An 18,494-nucleotide genomic window follows, 5' to 3' on the forward strand; every position below is an offset into this window, starting at 1 on the left:
GTGGACAGTGGCCTCATGGAGCACTTGACAGCTCTGGATGCCAGCTTTTTGGCGGCTGAGGACTCCGACCCGCACGTGAGTCTGGCGATCGGTGGGGTGTCGATCATTGCGGGACCAGTTCCCCGATACGACGAACTCGTCTCGGCGTTCGCCGAGCGCATACGCGCGATCCCCCGTTGCACCCAAATACTCCATACTCATCCGCTCGACCTCGGATCACCCGAATGGGCGGAAGACCCACAGTTCGACATTTCGCATCACGTATATCGTGTCGCACTACCGGATCCCGGCGCCGACGCCGAACTGTTCCGGATGATCGCGACAGTCATGCAACAGCGCCTCGATCGTGAGCGTCCATTATGGGAGTGCTGGATCATCGAAGGCCTCACCGACGACCGGTGGGCGGTCCTGGTGAAACTTCATCACTGCATCGCCGACGGCATTGCCGCCACCCAGATGCTGGCACAGCTCAGCGACGGTGGTCCGGGCGATACTTTCGCGGGCAATATTCGCGCTGCCAAGGAGCCAGAAAGGCCAGCGCTGCACGTGCCCGCGCTGAGCATGAACCTGCTGGCCTGGTTGTCGGGGACTTGGCATGTCGCGGTCGCCGCGGCCGCTGCCGCAGAACACGCCGCGGTCGGCGTGACCGAGCTGACGTCGAGTCTGCTGAGTTCACCGCCCAGGTCGTCGCTGACTGGGCCGGTGACAACCCTGCGGCGCTACACCGTGGCCCGAGTCAAACTCAGCGAGATGCAAAAGGTTTGCCGGGCTTTCGATGTCACGCTCAATGATGTGGCACTGGCCGCAATCACCGACAGCTACCGCAATCTGTTATTGGGTCGCGGAGAAGAGCCGCGCCATAATTCGTTGCGCACCTTGGTCCCTGTGTCGGTCCGGTCGATGAAAGACTTACACCGAACCGACAACCGTGCCTCGGCGATGCTACCGCTATTGCCCATCGACGAACCAGACCCGGTCAGGCAACTCCAAATCGTGCACTGCCGGATGATGAAAACCAAGGACAGTGGCCAGCGGGAAGGCGCCAGCGCCTTTCTATTGATGGCCGATACAATGCCATTTGCATTGTCGGCCTGGACCATTCGGTTCCTGACCCGGTTGCCGCAGCGTGCGGTGGCCGCTTTGGCGACCAATGTTCCCGGGCCACGTAGTCGGCAAAAGCTGATGGGTCGTGAGGTGCTGGAGGTTTTGCCGGTGCCACCGATTGCCCTGGGCCTGCGCACCGGCATCGCGATGGTGAGCTACGCGGACAGTTTTGTTTTCGGTATCACCGCTGACCACGACAACGCACCCGACGTCGATCGGCTCAGTACCGGCATCGAACACGCTGTTGCTCGACTCACGGAGCTCAGCCTGCCCCGTCGACGCCAGCGCAAAGGTGCCGGCACTCGAAAGCCCGCCTGACGGTTTGAGGTATCGCGTTGGGTGCGTCCTCACGAGAACTTGACGGTATGACCAGGCACCAGACGCTGTACCTCGCCACGACACTCGATGTCGATCGCATAAGACTGCTCCGAGTCCGAGCTGACCTTAGCCCGGCGTCCGTTGACTTCCAGGTGCAGACGATGACCGCGATACCGCAACGGAAATGCAAGTTTTCCAAGTGCTTTCGGCCACAATGGACTCAGCACGATGCGATCGGAGCGAAATTCCAGGCCGGTGAAACATCGCTGGATCAGGTCGACGCTGCCGGCCATCGCAGCCAGGTGAATGCCCTCGGCGGCAGTACCGCCTTGAATGTCTGCGATGTCAGACAGCAGGACCTGGCGGAAATATTTCAGCGCCTGGTCCCGGTTACCGCGGGTCAGCACCCAGGAATGCACGACGGCACTCAAGGTCGATCCATGTGAGGTGCGGGACCGGTAGTAGTCAATGGTTTTCGGGATCTGTTCCGGCGTGAATCGGTAGCCGAGTCGAGCTAACAATTCACGGAGCTCGTCGGCGGAGAGCAGATAGAACAGCATCAGCGCATCGGCCTGCTTCGACGCCTTGTAGTGGTTGACGTTGTCGTTCTCCGCCTCCAGAATCCGGTCCAGACGACCGATGTTGCCGTACCGCCGGCGGTACGCAGGCCAATTCAGCTCGGCCAGCTGCTCGTAGCCCTCGAATTGGCTAATCACGCCGTCGTGAAACGGCACGAACATGCGGTGGGTCACGTCCTGCCATCGGCCGATTTCCGGGCTGTCGATGCCGAGCCGTTCCAACAGATCGATCCGGTCCGACAACGGCAGCAACTCGAGCGCTTCCATCGCCCGCAAAATCACCCAGACCACCATGACGTTGGTGTAGGCGTTGTTATCGACGCCCTCGTAGAAGCGTCCGGGATAGCCCGAGTGGAACTCGTCGGGTCCGATGACGCCGCGGATCACATAGCGTTCATGCGCGCTGTCGAAGCTGGCCATACTCACCCAGAATCTGGCGATTTCGACGAGCAATTCCGCACCGTAGTCGACCAGATAGTCGATGTCGCCGGTCACCTGGTAGTACTGCCAGACGTTGTAGGCGACGGCGATGCCGCTGTGGTGGGCGCGGGCGCTGGGGTCGGGGTTCCATCGGCCCGATCGCGGGTTCAGGTGCAGCTCTGGACTTTCTTCCCGACCGTCGCTGCCGGATTGCCAGGGAAACATCGCACCGGCGTAGCCGGCTTCGGCGGCGGCGCGGCGGGCTTGAGGCAACCGCCTATAGCGATACTGCAACAGGGATCGGGTGACCATCGGGAGATGCATGTTCAGGACCGGAAAAATCAACAATTCGTCCCAGAAGATGTGCCCGCGGTAGGCCTCGCCGTGCAGTCCCCGCGCCGGCGCCCCGACATCGAGGTCAGCAGTGCGTGGTGAGAGGGTTTGCAACAGGTGTAACAAATGCAGGCGCACGATCCGGAGTTCGTCGGGGTTGTCACCGATGTCGATGTTGAATCGTTCCCACAGTTGTCCCCACATGAGTTTGTGATTTCGCAGGAGCTGAGCGAACCGACCGAGTTGGCGTAGGTCTCGCTCAGCCTCGTCGCCAGGTTGGGATATCGCTCGGTCGCGGCCGGTGACGATGGTGGCGACCTTCTCCAGAGTCACCGATTGGCCGACCGTCAGGTCGACTGCGATTTCGTGACCGATGCGGGTTGAATCCTGTACCGGACGATAGTCGGCGCGCACGAGCGTGCCGCTACACCACACGGTGGTGCGAGCCGCGACGGCGACCGGTATCCGCGATGTCACCGTGATAGCCCCCAAAAGCACGGAATCATCGGACAACTCGCCCACTGCAGTCACTGCCAGGTGCTTACCGGACAGATTTCGGTAGCGCTTTACCAGGCGGTTCTGCACGTCCCCATCTATTGTCGACCGAAATTCGATTGTTCCTGACCAGTTTTCGGCACTCACCGTTGTTTCCAAGGCGGCCACGTGGGGTTGGTGCATTGATACGAATCTGCGTTGGGTCACCGCGCTGACACGACCCTGGGGGTCACGGAAGCGGAACTCTCTGATCAATATCGCCCGCCGCAGGTCCAAGGTTTGCACATACGACAACAGCTCGACATTGCCGGTGTCGAACCACGGCCCGGCCTCGATCCGGAATGTCAACGGCAGCCAGTTTGGCAGGTTCACCAGGCTTTCGTTGCTGACCGTCCGGCCCTCGATGCAGTCAGTGAGGCGGTTGTAGATGCCGGCAGCGTAGGTGCCCGGATAATGAACGTCTCCCGCCGTTGACTCCGGTGCACAGCCGCGCGTGGCGAAATACCCGTTGCCCACCGTGCACAACGCTTCGCGCAGCAGTTCGGCACCAGGGTCATACCCCCCGAAGGTGATTGTCCACGGATTACGATTTTGGTCGCGCGCAGCGGCTAGCTCTTGTGCCAACCGATCGAGGAATTCGCGAACCGCGTCGGGACCGCCCAACGCGAACCGGGCGGCCGAGGGGCGGTCGCCGTCCTCGTCGTGGCGCACGACGATCCCGACGCCATTGTCTCGCACCGCGTCGAACGCGTCCTCGTCGGTGAGATCGTCGCCGATGTAGACCGGCAAGACCGGATCGGGCTGGGCGATCCTGTGCAGGATCCACTGCAGCATGGTGCCCTTGTCCCACGCGATATCCGGCCGCAGTTCGACGACCTTGCGTCCGGCGGTGACCCGAAGGCCACTGCGCTGGCCCACTGCATGTACGGCGGCTGTCACCTCGCCGACCGCATCCGGTGCGGCATTGCGGTAATGGACGGCTACCGCAAATCGCTTGTGCTCCACGCGAACACCGTGGGACTGGGCAAACCGTGCCCGCAATTCGGCTGCCGCCCGCCCGAGCGCATCGACGGCCGACGCAGCGGCTTCGTATTGCTGCCGGGTGCCGTCAGGTGCGGTCAATTCAAAGCCGTGACTGCCCGCGTACCAGATGCCCGGCAGACCGACACGCGAGGCTACGTCGGCCAGGTCACGTCCGGAAATCACAGCAACGTCGCACTGGGCGACCAACGCCTCAAGCGCGTCCGCGGCGCCTTCGACCAAAGTGGCGGCGTCGGGATCGTCGACGATGGCCGACATGGTTCCATCGAAGTCGAGCAGTACCGCGACACGTCGAGCCGCGGCCGCCGCGGCGATTTGGCCATACGATGCCAGCGCATCGGGAAGCGTCGAAATCCGGCGATCACCGGATCGCACCGCGATACCCGCGAGGTCGTCCACCACCGCATCAGCGCCGTTTCGGCGCAGCTCGTCGCCACCCTCAGTTCTGTCGATACCGATGACAAGGCCGAAGCCCGCCTCACGGCCTGCGCTCACCCCGGCCGCGGAACCTTCGATGGCGATGCATCGGCCGGCCGGCACATCGAGGCGCCTTGCGGTCTCGAGCAATACGGTCGCCTCCGGGGCCCCGGCGCCTTCAACCTGAACAGGAAACACGTCGTCAATAACACCGGCAGTAGTGACGCCCTGTTGGCAATCAGGGCGCGACGAATGCACGCCCGTTCGCACCCCGGCGTCGCGCAACTTACGTACGAGTGCGACGACGGAAGCAACCACTGCCGCATCCGTCCCTACGCCGTCAAGATCGAAGACCACCGCGTCGTAGTAGCGCGGATCGACCGTCACCGTCATAACCACCGCCTCGAACCCGGTGCTAATGGATTGTCAATACCTCGCCGAGCGGCCGTCGCGGTGTCGCCGCAGGAAGGTCTTCCATGGGTGGTGCTATCCCAGCGCGGATCAACACCTGCGGCTCCCCGCGTCCGCCAATAAGCCCACGCACGATGTCACGGCTTTGGTCTATTTCGATCAGATGGGTCAGTGTGCAAGTCGCCATACCGGCCATCGTGCACTCAAGCAGCACCGTGGACAGAGCTTCGCCGCAACCTAGTGCGTCGCGGCGGCTGTCCTCAGCAGTGGACAGCACAACGATCTTTGACCAGTCCACGGCGACGTCGGTGCGACGCTCGGCCGCACCACGACCGGGAAAGTCGCGCGCCACGTCGACGCGTCGGCGTTCCGAGTCGGAAGCCAGCGCGTCTGGCGGCACGCCTTCAGACAACGCGAATCGTGATGTCCACCATTGGAGTTCGGCGTGATATGACGCATCGTCGCGGCGCAGCGCTTCGGTGAGCTGCGAGGCTCTGGCCAGTTGCGGCCGCGCGTCATCGGCGAGCACATCGACCATTGCAATGCCTTCGTCGACACAGCTGCACAACACTGGTTCAAACGACAGCCAGTACGTGGGACGACCTAGGGGAAGCCGATCCGTTCGCCGCTGCAGGATCACGTCTGCGCGCTGGCGGGCAGTGTCGGTGACAAAATCGAGTGGTGTGAATTCGATCGACGCCAAATGGTCCAAATCGTTGGGGTTGGGAAACAGATCGACAATCGCGTGCCAACCGGCCGCCATCATCGCGACACGAAGATGATCCAGGACCGCGCCGCAACTGATAATTGCCTCTCGACCGGAACGATCCGCGCTAGGCACCCTCCGGTGCTGATCGAGGAAAAGCTGCAACACTTGGCCTTTGAAATCCCAGCTCCACGGCTGGCTGTTATGCACCGATGGAGCGCGGCATGCCAACAGCACCGCCGTCTTAATGACGGCGATGTCGGGCACCGTTTGAGGCATGTCGGCTCCTTGGTTGCGCTCTGCCGTCGACCCTAGCCGTCGCTGCGCAGGGTCCGCAGAGTCCTTGGTCCCGACGGAAAGACCATTGGCCCGCGCCCACATCGAGGGCTTATGGCGAGGTCGCGAGTGACTTAAGCCTCCTGAACCAAGGAATCGAATTCTCCTAACGTTGGCGGTAACGGCCGCAGTGACCGTTGTCCTAGTTGTGAGGAGACGCAAAATGTCTGCCCCGACAAGTCCGGGCATCTTGGTCGGCGTTGACGGATCACCTGCCTCGAACTACGCCGTCGATTGGGCGGCCCGCGACGCCGCGATGCGTAATGTCCGGCTCACGATCGTGCATGCCGTCAAGCCCCTTGGAGTGACGCTACCGAAAGCGCCGATGCCCACGGCGTTTGCGCGGTGGCAGTTAGAGCGGGGGCAGGCGATCATTGACGACGCGGTCAAGATCGCACAGCAGAGCACCCCAAGCGGCGGTCCGGTCAAGATCGAAAGCGCGGTGGTGTTCGCACCCATCGTTCCGACCATGGTCGACTTGTCTAAAGAGGCCCAGATGGTCGTCGTGGGCTCCCGGGGGCGAGGGGCATTAGCCCGCACGCTGCTCGGCTCGGTGAGCTCAAACTTGATACAGCACGCGCACTGCCCGGTTGCGATCATCCACGACGAAGACCCCTTGATGACGCATCCGGCCCAGGCACCGGTGCTCGTGGGCATCGACGGATCGCCGATGTCGGATCTCGCGACCGCGATCGCCTTCGACGAGGCCTCGTGGCGGGGTGTGGAGCTCGTCGCTCTGCACGTCTGGAGCGACGTCGAAGTGAACGATTTTCCCCCTATCGACTGGCCCGCGATGAAACCCCAAGCGGAGGAGATCCTCGCCGAGCGTCTGGCCGGTTGGCAAGACCGCTACCCCGAGGTGAGAGTGCGACGCCTGGTCGAATGCGACCACCCCATTTATCACCTGATAAAGCAGTCGGAATCGGCACAGTTGACGGTTGTCGGTAGTCACGGATGGGGCGGGTTTGCCGGCATGCTGCTGGGGTCGGTCAGCGCGGCGCTGGCCCACTCGGGCCGAATGCCGATCATCATCGCTCGCGAGTCATAGCCGACAGCGCGTTTCGGGTCCGTTCGGCCTGATGCAGTACTCGCCCGACAACTGACTCACGGCAATGATCGGGCGAACCGGAGAGCCGGGCATTCGAACGTTTCAGGATCAATCCAGGCCATCGCCGTTAGATTTGGTACTTGTGACGACTCTGCACGATTCGCCGGATGTGCATCGCCGGGCCGGTTGGCTGCCGCGCGATCACGGCGACTTGGAATCGTGGCTTACCGGTCACCGAGAGCGAGTGCAGGCGCAAGGCGAGCGGGTCGCGATGCATCCCGTACTCACGGAATTTCAGCGACTGGTCGACACCGATCCGATCGTGCACATGTACGTACATCAGATGATCGAACAGGTGCCGCGCACCAAGCCGTACCGCAACCGCCACCTGCACAGCTTCGAGCAGATGCTACGGCTGATCAACGGGGTCTTGACAATGGCACCGGAATATGGCGAGAGCGCGGTGGTCTTGCCGCTGTGCGCAATTTTCGACTGGACGATGGGCACACCGGCGGGATTCGCGGCCTTCCGCGACGCGCGGATCAACGCGATGCTCAAAAAAATCTTGACCGCTTGGTGCGGATTCCTCGACAGCGCCGCCTCGCTGTATGTGCTCAACGATTCGCCATCCGGCTGGAAATGCCCTGCCGCCCGCCGCGCGATCAGCATCGAGCAATTCGAGCACGATCCACAGGACGCGCACTGGGGCTTTGGCTCCTGGAACGACTTCTTCACACGGCGCTTCAAGGACGGTAAGCGCCCGGTCGCCTCGCCGGAGAACGAAAAGGTGATCATCAGCGCTTGCGAGTCGACGCCCTACCGCATCGCCACGGGGGTCAAGCGACACGATCGTTTCTGGATTAAAAGTCAGCCGTACTCGCTCCAGAATATGCTTGCCAACGATGAATCGGTTGATGAGTTCGTAGACGGAACTGTCTATCAGGCATTTCTAACGGCGATGAACTATCACCGTTGGAATAGCCCAGTGGCCGGGACGATTGTCCGGGCGTTTGTCGAAGGGGGCACCTATTATTCAGAGGCCGTTTCGGAGAGTTGGGACGTGCTGCTACCCCCGGATTCACAGCCCTACCTTGCGCATGTCGCGGCGCGCGCGATCATCCTCATCCGGGCCGACGATCCGGTCATCGGCCTGCTGGCTTTCGTCGGCGTCGGGATAGCCGAGGTCTCGTCCTGCCTCATCGACCAGAACATTGTGCCCGGCTACCACGTCGCAAAAGGAGAGGAACTCGGCTACTTCCAGTTCGGAGGGTCGACCTACTGCCTCGTCTTTCGCCCAGGCGTGATCGCCGATTTCGCCCTTGCCGCCATTCCGCGGGCGAACGATTCAAATATGCCGCAGGTCCCTGTTCGCTCGAAGCTCGCCGTTGCCTCGGAGCGGGTTACCCGCCGATCGGCCGCTGGTTGACCTCTCTAGGACGCAACGCCACTAGGACGACGCCAACACCGAATATCAGCCCGGTGACCCACGGAAAGCGGCCCGATGGAGCGAAGCCTGCACCAGCGAACAACCAGATACCATAGGCCGCCATGGCGGCGCCGGCCAGCATAACCGGTTCGCCCCACCGGGTTGTGAGCGACACTCCCACCATGGGTAATGGCGCCGCGAAAAAGCTTCGCCGCCACCATAACACCGACATCTCGGCCGCTGTCAGCATGGCCAGGATGATCACCCATTCCAGCCGGGTCAGCCACCACGCCGCAGTCCCTTCAATCGGTTGCGGCAACAGTCCGAAGGGGTAGCCCACAAGTGCCACGATGATGACCGGCACCATATGCCAGAGGTAAAGGGCCATCACATTGGCGTTTGCGGTGTGCAGCACACGCTGCACGACACCGGGGCGAAGCATACGGTTGAGCAAGGGTGCGATCGCCATCGCCGCACCGGTCTGCGCGCATGCAAATGCCAGCATTGCCACCGAGGGCGGCGACGAGTTCTCCACCGTTTGGCCGGGAACACCGATCATGCTGACCGGATAGTGCGCGAGCCCGATGAGCAATGCGAGCGCGGCCGCGGACCCGGCGGCGAGCACGACCGATCTGGTACCCGCTAACATTCCGCCGTGCCAGGCGATTCCGAGCTGATACAGCAGACCCCAGCACATCAGGTAGTTCAGTGCGCCGATGTAGGGCACGCCTCCGTGTATCGAGACGACGTCCGTCACCGCGAGTACCGCTGCGAGCGTCATCGGCACGCGCAGCCCCCAATGACGATGTGCGGCAATCGCCATGGGCGTCAGTGATACCACGACCATGTAGACGGCGAGGAACCACAGGTGCATCGCCACCGCCCAACCGGCGTAGTCGAGCGCGGGCCGGGCCACGCCACAAGCAGCGAGAATCATCACAACTAGCGACACCAGTCCGGCGTAAACCGCAGTCGGACCTAGCACCCTGGCCAGCCGATGCCGAAGCCAGGTATGGCGCGGGATTCCGTCGAGTTCGCACCGATGCATCCACGACACGGCACCCGCGTAACCGGCCACGAGGAAAAACACCGGGACTGCCTGGAAGGGCCAGGTCAACCATTGTGTCCAAGGCTGGTCGACCAGCGGGTTCTGCCGACCGAACTCGCCTTCGCGATAGGTCACACAGGCAGCGAGCCAGTGGCCCAGCACAATGAGACTGACACCCGATACCCGGTAGAAGTCCACCGCCAGATCGCGGACTTGTCGGGCGGTATCGGGCTGGTCCATCAGTTCGCGCCCGTCGCAACTAAGGGCACGTCGCGTCGAGATCCGCAGGCGCGGCGACGAGGTCGAAAATGCGCTCGACGTCGCCGCGATTGCAGACAGCGGTCCCAGGTGTCATCAGCATGGCGGCGCCGGCTGCGATTCCATAGCGAACGGATTTGGCGAGCGGCCATCCACGCGTTAAACCAACCGTGATCGCAGCGACCATCGCGTCCCCGGCGCCCACACCACTACCCGAACGCATATGAATCGCCGGAAACCGTTGGCTGTCCTGTCGCGTGACCAACAATGCGCCCTCAGCGCCCACTGATACCACGACATTTTCGGTGAACCCACGCTGGATCAGTTCGCGCGCCGCGTCGATCTGGTCTTGTTCCGCCGTCAGTTCGCGCCGCACGCATTCGCGTAGTTCTCGTACGCTCGGTTTGAGGAGGAACACGCCCGACGTAACGTGCTGCAGACCGGTACCCGACGTATCCAGGATCAGCCGCGCTCCGATGTCTCGGCAGACGTCTGCGACGCACTGATAAAAATCGTTAGGTACACCGACCGGCAAGCTGCCGCTCGCCACGACGAACTGCGCGGATTTCGCGATATAGCGCAGATCGTGGACGCACTGAGCGCGTTCGGCGAAGCTCAGCCGTGGTCCTGGCAGGACGAACCGGTACTGCTGTCCGGTGCTTTCTTCATTGACAGTGAAACTCTCCCGGGTGATACCAGCGATGTTGACTCCGTGAAACGGAACCCCTTCCTCGGCTAGCAGATTGGTCAGCATATCGCCGGCTTGGCCGCCAACGGGAAAAACCGCTACGGCCGGAGCGCCAAGCACCCGCGCGACCCGCGCCACGTTGATGCCGCCGCCGCCAGGGTCATAGCGGGCACCCTGGCAACGGATCTTGTCCGTAGGCCGCACCTGCTCTGCGCTGGTCGTGATGTCGAGGGCAGGATTCATCGTCAAGGTCACGATTTTGGTCCGATGGCCATAGGGCGCCGCGACTGTATCCATCGTGTACCTCCGGTACTCCACTGGCTTTACAAACCACTTGGGTAGGTTTCCGGCGTCTCGCCGGTGATCCATTGGCTTGTCGCGTCGAGCGGCTCGAGCGCGTGCGTGTTCTCGATGTGAATCATCGCGTCGAACTGATGCATCGGACGGACGTGGTAGTAATGGCTTTGCCTTTCGGTCGAGGGAAGGTAGATCACGCCGATGGCGCGGCCTAGCCTGACCACATCCAAGGCTGTTGCCGCGCCGCCGGCTGAAGACACCATGAACGCGCCTTTACCAGATTCGTGGAACAGTTCCTCCACGCTGCCCGGCAGCGCCGGCCGAACCGCTTTCCGTTCGGCCGCGCCGCCCCATTCGCTGGCGGCAGTCACGGTGCCGGTGTAAGTGCTCAGCCCGATCAATCGGCAGTCGTCACCAAAGCGTTCGCGGACGAGTTGGCCCAGCGTCAGCTGACCGTCCGCAGACACTTCGGTCACCCGCGCGTCGCCGACATGAGAATTGTGTGCCCACACGACAATTCGCGCAGACCCGGGCTCCTGGTGGCGATCTAGGTGCGCCAGTAGCGCCTCCAGCGTTTGGGCCATATGGTTGTCCCGCAAATTCCATGATGTGACGCGCCCGCTGAACATCGCGCGGTAGTAGCGCTCCGCATTGCGCACCACCTGTGCGTTCTGCTCCGCGTAGAACAGCTCGTCCTCGGCGAGTAGCCCGTCGCGGCGTGCGTAGTCAAACGCGTTGCGTTGGATATCGACGAGTTGCTCGATAGCCTGGCGCTCGCATGATGGCCCGGCTCCGAAAGCAGCCCCGAATCCGTACGCCTGACCATCATCAGCCGAGACGTGGTCGAAGCACGCGTAGCGCGCTCGGGCGCGGGCCGCGGCCACCGGATCGATCTTGTCGAGGTAGCAGACCACCTCATGCATTGACCGATGCAGGCTGTAGAGATCCAGGCCGTAGAAGCCGGTTTGGCGGCCACAGCCTGCTTCGCACCGCTGGTTATTGGCCCGCAGCCATTCGACGAAGTCGCGGACCACCGCGTTGCGCCACATCCACGAGGGAAAGCGTTCGAAACCCCGCAATGCTTCCTCCGCGGTGGTGTCCGCGCTTTGCCCGCGCGCATAACGATTGACGCGGTAGGCATCTGGCCAGTCGGCTTCAGCAGCCACCGCGCAGAACCCCTGATCCTCGATCAGCCACTTGGTGATTTCGGCTCGGGCCTCGTAGAACTCGTGGGTACCGTGCGAGCCCTCCCCTATCAGCACGATGCGCGCGTCACCGACCAACTCCGACAACGCTTCTCGCGGTGGAACACCACCCGGTGCGTCAACGGCGAAGCGTCGGATGTTCTCGGCCGCCGTCTCTGCGACCGGCACCGTCTCTCGCACCGGCGGGGTGGCCAGCAGTGTACGGACCTCGTCGTCGCTAACTTGCCGGAAGTCCCAAAACGACGCGCCTACCGCCAGAAACGGGCTAGGCATTGATGCGCAGACCATGTCGTCGACCAGGCCGGCGAATTCGCGGCAGGAGGACTCAGGCGCCGCCGGTACCGCAATTACGATTTGGGCCGGTTCGGCATCGCGCAGGGCTTGAACTGCGGCCAACATGCTGGCGCCAGTCGCCAGCCCGTCGTCAACGAGGATCACCGTTTTTCCGGTCACGTCGATTGGTGGGCGGCCATCGCGATAGGCCGTTTCGCGCCTGATCAGCTCGCGGGCCTCGCGTTCGGCGACATCGCGTAACTGCTGAGGGGTGATCCGCAGGCCTCGTACGACGTCGTCGTTGATCACCACCCGACCACCGCTGGCCAGTGCGCCCGCAGCGAATTCCTCGTGACCCGGTACACCGAGTTTACGCACGATGAACGCATCGAGCGGCGCCCGTAGCGCAGCTGCGACCTCCCACGCGACCGGTACCCCGCCACGAGCCAGGCCCAATACCACCACATCGGGCCTCTCGCGGTAGGCCTGCAGAAGGCTGCCCAGAACCCGGCCCGCTTCGCGCCGGTCGCGAAATACGCGGTCCGGTGCGTTGTTGCCGATACGCATTGCTTTGGTCATGCTCACAAACCTGCCGTGTGCTATGGATAGGCCGGATCCAGGTACGCACCGATTCGACCACCAGCACCGACGGCCCAGTAGGGACTGAAGTCCCGGGTTTGCGGGCCCTTCGTCCGCACTTCATCGCCACTACGGAAAAGCGGGCCACGGTGCGACGCGGCAATGAACTCACATGCCGAAGTGCGTGCGGCGAACCGCCGCAACGGCCTGCGGTGGCCCACTCACCTCGATCTGCGCTGCAGCTTGACGTCCAAAGATATATAAGAGGAGTTCGCCCGGCGACCCGCTCAGCCGAGCCATCAGTTCTCCTGATCGAACCGTCACCCGCTCGGCGTCTCCAGGCCACTCAATCTCGAGGCCGCACTCCCCAAGCCGCCGAGTCAGGTAGCGGCTCCCGCGGCGAACGTTACGCCACAAGGCGGCATCCAACTCTGGCGAAAGGCTGCGAGGCCCCTGCCCATTGGCCCTCCGAACGTCCTCATGGTGAACAAAGAACTCGTTGAGGTTCGCCAAGTCGCGGACCCATCCAATGCGGAAAATTCCGACGGGCGGGCCGGACCGGATCCGCGCGATGAGCCACGTGAACTCGCTGCGCGCGGCCAAACCGGCCCTACGCGACTCGGCGAACCGTCGGAAAGGACCCGGCAGAACGATGCATGGGCCGGCCACCAGGCCGTGCTCTCGCAACACGATGTGGGCAGCCAGATCGTGGGCACTCCAGCCTTGGAGCAGCGTTGGAGCAAAAGGACCGAGCTCGTCGAGCAGATCACAGAGCTCACGGCGTTCCTGCATGTCAAGCGGAAGACTAGCTATGTCGCCACAGTCTACGTTGCCCAGCAGCGGACTACTGGGCAACAAAGGACTTCCGGCCCTAGGTTTCCCCCGGCATATCTCCGAGCGTTGTGCCATGAAGCACAATCTGATCCGCCTGGCGCTGTTAGGAACGTGGCTATACGGTGCCCGCCGCTACTACCGCAATTGGGGTGCCACCAAAGAAGAGTGCAAAACGACGCTGCCCGGCGATGAGCTGGTGCGAGCCCCTGCGGCGCAGACGACTGGGGCGATTTCGATCGATGCGGCTATCGACGAGGTTTGGCCCTGGCTGGTGCAGATTGGCCAAGATCGCGCGGGACTTTACAGTTTCGAGACGCTGGGAAATTTGATCGGACTGCGGCTCCATAACGCCGACCGGATTCACCCAAAATGGCAGCGACTCGATATCGATGACGCCGTCCGACTGGCACCCTCGGGTTGGATGGGTCTACGCGACGGTGTGGCGCTGCGCGTCGTGGACTTGGTTCCGCAACAGCGGATCGTTCTACGAGCGGCGTCGCCTGAGCTTCCATGGGATGTCGTGTGGTCGTTCCACATCATGCCGCACTGGAAAGACCGCTGCCGCTTGATTATTCGCCTCCGGTCGGGATTACGGCACCCCGGTGAGATATTGGCCGCCGAATTCGCGGGCCCGGTCACGGCACTGCTGACGCGCGGCATGATGATCGGGATAAAGCGCCGTGCCGAAACACATCCTGCGTCGCTGAAGATTGCAGGGGCCGGCGCCGCGAACGTCGTTTGACCCACGATCACAAGACGGCGAAGCAGTCTCCGCCCAGATCTCCGATAGGAAAACCAGATGCCCAATCAGCCAACCCATCTGGGAATCGTGGTCGGCGTCGACAGTTCTTCGACATCGAGGAATGCCGCGCGGTGGGCGGCACGCGAGGCCATCATGCGCAATGTCCCGTTGACAATCGTCCATGTCATCTTCGCCCAACCCTGGGGGCCCGCGCTATTCGGCCAACGCGCTGCTCCCGTCGCGGCTGAACCCAACAGGGCCTGCTGGATCGGGTCTTACTCGGCTCGGTCAGCACCGGGTTGATCCACCACGCTCACAGCTGCGTCGCAGTGATTCACGACGAGGCTCCGCACTCGTTACAGCCGTATCAACTGCCGGTAGTGGTCGGCATCGACGGATCGCCGGCATCAGAGTTGGCGACCGCGACAGCATTCGACGAAGCTTCCCGGCGCGGCGCGGAACTGATCGCTCTGCATGCCTGGAGCGACGCGGATTTGTCCGACCTCGGCAGCACCGAATGGTCGGCCCAGCAAGCTGGCGCGGTCGAAGCCTTGGCCGAGCGCTTGGCCGGCTGGCAAGAGCGCTACGCCGACGTAAGTGTGGAGCGCCGAATTGTTGCGGATCGTCCGACCCGGCACCTACTCGATGCTGCCGAGTCCGCCCAACTCGTCGTCGTCGGCAGCCATGGCCGCGGTGGATTCGCAGGAATGCTGCTGGGATCGGTGAGCACGGCAGTCGCGCAAGCGGCCCGGGTACCGGTGATTGTGGCCCGCCCCCACTGAGCCGACAAAACCGTGCAGACCACCAAAGCCGATGTCACCGGGTCGAAGGCCTGCGAAACCAGAGGACCAACGACCCTACAAGCGCCTCCCGCGTCGTCCTACGTTCGAGCTTGACCAACTAACGGGAAGGGCACCATGCGCGCCGCTCGCTACGTCATGACAGCCAGCCCACTAGCGCTAGTGCAAACCATGGCCATCGACAAGCTCTGCGCCACAGAACTATCGGAGGTTTGAATATGGTCGGTATTCCGCTTGGCAGAATCGCCGGGTTCCCGGTGAGCGCCAACTGGAGCGTACTGGTCATCCTCTGGCTATTTACTTGGAGCCTGGCCTCGACATTGCCCACCAGGGTTGCCGGGTATTCGACGGCGACCTACTGGATCGCTGGGGCATGCGGTGCGGTGGTGCTGCTCGCTTCGTTACTGGCCCATGAGCTCGCCCATGCGATTGTCGCCCGGCGCGCCGGCGTCAGGGTAATCGACGTGACACTGTGGCTATTCGGAGGTGTCACCCGGCTAGGCGGTCAAGCGAAGACTCCGCAAGCCGCTTTTCGCATCGCGGTGTCAGGCCCGGTGACCAGTTTGGCACTGGCAGCGGGATTCGCCTCTGCCGCCGCGGGATTGAGCACCATCGGCAACGCCCACATCGTGACCGGCGTCCTATGGTGGTTGGCCGGCATCAACTTGGTGCTGGGCCTGTTCAACCTGCTGCCGGGTGCACCGCTGGACGGCGGCCAGGTTCTGCGAGCTTGGCTGTGGCGACGGCACGGCGATCCGGTTCGCGCTGCCCTCGGCGCGGCGCGGGCCGGGCGCGCCGTCGCGATGATCCTGATCGGCTTCGGATTCCTGGAATTTCTTGCGGGGGCCTTTGTTGCGGGCATCTGGTTGGCGTTTATCGGATGGTTCATCTTCACCGCGGCTCACACCGACGAAACGGGGATCTTAGCCCGGACCGCGCTCACCGGGGTGCGCGTGGCCGATACGATGACTTCTCACCCGCATACGGCGCCCGCCGAGGTTACGGTGGAAGATTTCATCGAACGATATCTGCTTGGTGATCGGCACTCCGCGTATCCGGTGAAGGCTGCCGATGGGTCGATCTCAGGCCTCATCACGCTGGCTCAAATACGTCAGGTTCTGCCGAGTCGACGGTCCGAAACCCTGGTGAATGATATCGCCGTACCGCTGGACCGCGTGCCAACAGCGGCGCCGAACGAACCGGTCACCGCGCTGCTGGAGCGCCTGAGCACCGATGGACAAAGTCGCGCCCTGATCGTCGACGGAGGCCGTGTCGTCGGCATCGTCACTGCGAGTGATCTCACGCGATTGGTCGACGTGTATCGGTTGGCGCGGCCCCGCGCCTCCGCTGCCGACGGGTATTAACCGCTCATCGAGTGCGCTCGGAAAACAGGAGGAGCCATGAACGCCAGTGAAAATCAAGCGGCTGTCATCGTGGGTATAGACGGCTCCCAAGCGTCGATCCACGCCGCGCAGTGGGCAGTCGATGAAGCCCTCGACCGGGGTATCCCGCTACGACTGCTGGCCGCCATCAAGGCCACTCATCCCTCCAACGAAGACTACTACCGCGACCTCAAACACGCTGAAGCGTCGCTTCGAGCAGCAGAAGCCGTGGTTGAAGCGACGGGATTGCCGGTAAAGGTCGAAACCGAGATTCACCGTGGACAGCCCGCCGCCATTCTCGTTTCGGAATCTCGCGACGCCGACCTGCTCTGCGTCGGTTCCGTTGGCATCGGCCGCTATTCGCGCGCGCTGCTGGGGTCGACGGCAACAGATGTCGCAGAACAGGCGCATTGCCCGGTGGCGGTGATTCGTTCACAGCCCGACCAGTCGCGAAAGCAAATTAACTGGGTCGTGGTCGCCGTTGCCAATAACGCGAACGACACCGTCGTCGACCAAGCCATGAGCGAAGCACAGCTGCGCAGGCTGCCGGTGTTGGCCATCGGCGCCACTCGCCAGGGAATGACCGACACCGCGTCTGACGACCTCGACAACCGCTTGAAGCCCTGGCGACGGTGGTATCCGGACGTCCATGTGTACCCGGTGGCCACAGGCGCGGACGTTGCGCGCTTCCTGCACGACAACGACGAGAGCTGGGCTCCGCTTGCTGTTATCGGCAGCGACGACGCCGGCCGACTCGCCGAGATCATTGGGTCGCACCCGCATCCTGTCTTCCGGCGCAGCGAAGCCTCGGTGCTGATCGTCCGTCAATGAGAGACTCACCGAGCGAAACGACACAGCCCGAAAGCAGATCCGAACACGTCATTTCGGCCAACCGAGGGAGGACAGTGGAAAATGATTGAAGTGCTGCCAGATATGCCGAACGGGGTCACCGGCATTCGCGTTTCGGGCCGGCTACGTGGTGACGACTTGCGCGAATTCAAACCGGCCATAGACGACCTGCTGAAAGCCAGGGACGTGCGAATCGTGGAGGTCATCGCATCCGATTACGAGGGCTTCGGGGCCGGCGGGTTGACCGAGGACCTGAAATTGGGCTTCGGCACTGTCTTGCCCCATCATTCGGCCTTCAAGCGAATCGCGATCGTGACCGATAAGGAATGGGTCGCCCACACGCTGCATGCGCTGGCATGGATAGTCCCCGGCGAGCTCGCGGTCTTCGGTCTCGACGAACTCGAACGCGCGAAGGAGTGGGCCGCCGGCTGATGCACCCGCCATCAGTCAGATGCTGCTAAGTGTCCTTTTGACGATGTCTCGAGCCGCGCGTAGGTGCTTATCAGCCTGACTCATCGATGAGAGGAACTCGCCGTCATAGTCAACCGGCGACCCTGCTGCCACGGCGAGACACATGTGTGCAGCGGAGTGATAATCCTCGATGGCCGCGTGGATTTCGGCAGTGAGTTCGGCATCCGGACTCGGCAGGTGGCTCTGCAGCCCAACCTCGGCGGAATCATGCACCTGCTGGCAGGCCGCCGCCAGCGCGCCCGGACGGAATATGGTCATCGCCTGTTGTACGTCGCCTGCTGACTTCTGCATGTCGTTGAAGTCGTCCTGTGTCGCTGACCACCATTGCTGCATCGCGGTAATACTGGACAGGGTCGGCTGCGACGGGGGGGTGCGCTCCTCCGCGCCCCTGGTCACGACGATGCCAGCCGCGCCACCGGCAAACCAGGTGAGAGC

The 18,494-nt window shown here is 62.9% G+C and carries 14 protein-coding genes and 1 pseudogene; 8 read left to right on the forward strand and 7 right to left on the reverse strand.

What is annotated here, in order from left to right:
- The first annotated feature begins 15 nt into the window (after positions 1-15).
- Positions 16-1,422 (forward strand): wax ester/triacylglycerol synthase family O-acyltransferase, encoded by a 1,407-nt coding sequence (locus A5707_RS22015; RefSeq protein WP_065016552.1) that lies wholly within the window; start codon positions 16-18, stop codon positions 1,420-1,422.
- Between the two features lie 29 nt (positions 1,423-1,451).
- Here A5707_RS22015 and otsB read toward each other — a convergent pair whose 3' ends face one another.
- Both otsB and A5707_RS22025 read right to left on the reverse strand, forming a co-directional pair.
- A complete protein-coding gene (gene otsB / locus A5707_RS22020; protein WP_065016553.1) occupies positions 1,452-5,099 on the reverse strand; it encodes a trehalose-phosphatase in 3,648 nt (1,215 codons plus the stop codon).
- Between the two features lie 22 nt (positions 5,100-5,121).
- The gene (locus A5707_RS22025; RefSeq protein WP_156658267.1) at positions 5,122-6,102 is read right to left on the reverse strand and encodes an Acg family FMN-binding oxidoreductase; all 981 of its coding nucleotides are present in this window, start codon (positions 6,100-6,102) and stop codon (positions 5,122-5,124) included.
- Positions 6,103-6,322: 220 nt separating this feature from the next.
- Here A5707_RS22025 and A5707_RS22030 point away from each other — a divergent pair, with 220 nt between their 5' ends.
- Both A5707_RS22030 and A5707_RS22035 read left to right on the forward strand, forming a co-directional pair.
- Positions 6,323-7,207 (forward strand): universal stress protein, encoded by an 885-nt coding sequence (locus tag A5707_RS22030; protein ID WP_065016554.1) that lies wholly within the window; start codon positions 6,323-6,325, stop codon positions 7,205-7,207.
- Between the two features lie 142 nt (positions 7,208-7,349).
- Positions 7,350-8,633, forward strand: coding sequence for a phosphatidylserine decarboxylase family protein (locus A5707_RS22035; RefSeq protein WP_197495403.1), 1,284 nt, complete (start codon positions 7,350-7,352; stop codon positions 8,631-8,633).
- Here A5707_RS22035 and A5707_RS22040 read toward each other — a convergent pair.
- From A5707_RS22040 to A5707_RS22055, 4 genes are all read right to left on the reverse strand, one after another.
- Complete coding sequence (locus A5707_RS22040) at positions 8,608-9,921, reverse strand: acyltransferase family protein (RefSeq protein WP_065016555.1); 1,314 nt, start codon at positions 9,919-9,921, stop codon at positions 8,608-8,610. The genes A5707_RS22035 and A5707_RS22040 overlap by 26 nt on opposite strands.
- A gap of 19 nt (positions 9,922-9,940) precedes the next feature.
- Complete coding sequence (locus tag A5707_RS22045; RefSeq protein WP_065016556.1) at positions 9,941-10,924, reverse strand: 1-phosphofructokinase family hexose kinase; 984 nt, start codon at positions 10,922-10,924, stop codon at positions 9,941-9,943.
- A gap of 26 nt (positions 10,925-10,950) precedes the next feature.
- Positions 10,951-12,981, reverse strand: coding sequence for an erythromycin esterase family protein (locus A5707_RS22050; RefSeq protein WP_065016557.1), 2,031 nt, complete (start codon positions 12,979-12,981; stop codon positions 10,951-10,953).
- A 168-nt stretch (positions 12,982-13,149) separates the two neighbouring features.
- Positions 13,150-13,794 (reverse strand): TIGR03085 family metal-binding protein, encoded by a 645-nt coding sequence (locus A5707_RS22055; RefSeq protein ID WP_082969634.1) that lies wholly within the window; start codon positions 13,792-13,794, stop codon positions 13,150-13,152.
- 16 nt (positions 13,795-13,810) lie between these two features.
- Here A5707_RS22055 and A5707_RS22060 point away from each other — a divergent pair, with 16 nt between their 5' ends.
- The 5 genes and pseudogenes from A5707_RS22060 (at position 13,811) to A5707_RS22080 (ending at position 18,020) form a co-directional block, all read left to right on the forward strand.
- Positions 13,811-14,557 carry an SRPBCC family protein gene (locus A5707_RS22060; RefSeq protein WP_232000823.1) on the forward strand — a complete coding sequence of 249 codons (747 nt, stop codon included), beginning with the start codon at positions 13,811-13,813 and terminating at the stop codon, positions 14,555-14,557.
- A gap of 57 nt (positions 14,558-14,614) precedes the next feature.
- Positions 14,615-15,339, forward strand: a pseudogene (locus tag A5707_RS22065) (universal stress protein).
- Between the two features lie 236 nt (positions 15,340-15,575).
- The gene (locus A5707_RS24805; protein ID WP_065016652.1) at positions 15,576-16,721 is read left to right on the forward strand and encodes a site-2 protease family protein; all 1,146 of its coding nucleotides are present in this window, start codon (positions 15,576-15,578) and stop codon (positions 16,719-16,721) included.
- Between the two features lie 36 nt (positions 16,722-16,757).
- A complete protein-coding gene (locus tag A5707_RS22075) occupies positions 16,758-17,570 on the forward strand; it encodes a universal stress protein (RefSeq protein WP_065016560.1) in 813 nt (270 codons plus the stop codon).
- Between the two features lie 81 nt (positions 17,571-17,651).
- Entirely contained in the window at positions 17,652-18,020 is a 369-nt protein-coding gene (locus A5707_RS22080) for an STAS/SEC14 domain-containing protein (RefSeq protein ID WP_065016561.1), read from the forward strand.
- A gap of 15 nt (positions 18,021-18,035) precedes the next feature.
- On the opposite strand, the gene A5707_RS22085 is transcribed toward A5707_RS22080, so the two are convergent.
- A complete protein-coding gene (locus A5707_RS22085) occupies positions 18,036-18,392 on the reverse strand; it encodes a hypothetical protein (protein ID WP_156658269.1) in 357 nt (118 codons plus the stop codon).
- Between the last annotated feature and the right edge of the window lie 102 nt (positions 18,393-18,494).

The organism is Mycobacterium kyorinense (assembly GCF_001672775.1).
GTDB lineage: Bacteria > Actinomycetota > Actinomycetes > Mycobacteriales > Mycobacteriaceae > Mycobacterium > Mycobacterium kyorinense_A.

Coding starts and splice junctions, on each gene's coding strand:
- A5707_RS22050 (WP_065016557.1), bottom strand. CDS start 12,981: ATGACCAAAGCAATGCGTATCGGCAACAACGCACCGGACCGCGTATTT.
- A5707_RS22025 (WP_156658267.1), bottom strand. CDS start 6,102: ATGCCTCAAACGGTGCCCGACATCGCCGTCATTAAGACGGCGGTGCTG.
- A5707_RS22045 (WP_065016556.1), bottom strand. CDS start 10,924: ATGGATACAGTCGCGGCGCCCTATGGCCATCGGACCAAAATCGTGACC.
- A5707_RS22085 (WP_156658269.1), bottom strand. CDS start 18,392: ATGCAGCAATGGTGGTCAGCGACACAGGACGACTTCAACGACATGCAG.
- A5707_RS24805 (WP_065016652.1), top strand. CDS start 15,576: ATGGTCGGTATTCCGCTTGGCAGAATCGCCGGGTTCCCGGTGAGCGCC.
- A5707_RS22015 (WP_065016552.1), top strand. CDS start 16: ATGGAGCACTTGACAGCTCTGGATGCCAGCTTTTTGGCGGCTGAGGAC.
- A5707_RS22080 (WP_065016561.1), top strand. CDS start 17,652: ATGATTGAAGTGCTGCCAGATATGCCGAACGGGGTCACCGGCATTCGC.
- otsB (WP_065016553.1), bottom strand. CDS start 5,099: ATGACGGTGACGGTCGATCCGCGCTACTACGACGCGGTGGTCTTCGAT.
- A5707_RS22075 (WP_065016560.1), top strand. CDS start 16,758: ATGAACGCCAGTGAAAATCAAGCGGCTGTCATCGTGGGTATAGACGGC.
- A5707_RS22030 (WP_065016554.1), top strand. CDS start 6,323: ATGTCTGCCCCGACAAGTCCGGGCATCTTGGTCGGCGTTGACGGATCA.
- A5707_RS22040 (WP_065016555.1), bottom strand. CDS start 9,921: ATGGACCAGCCCGATACCGCCCGACAAGTCCGCGATCTGGCGGTGGAC.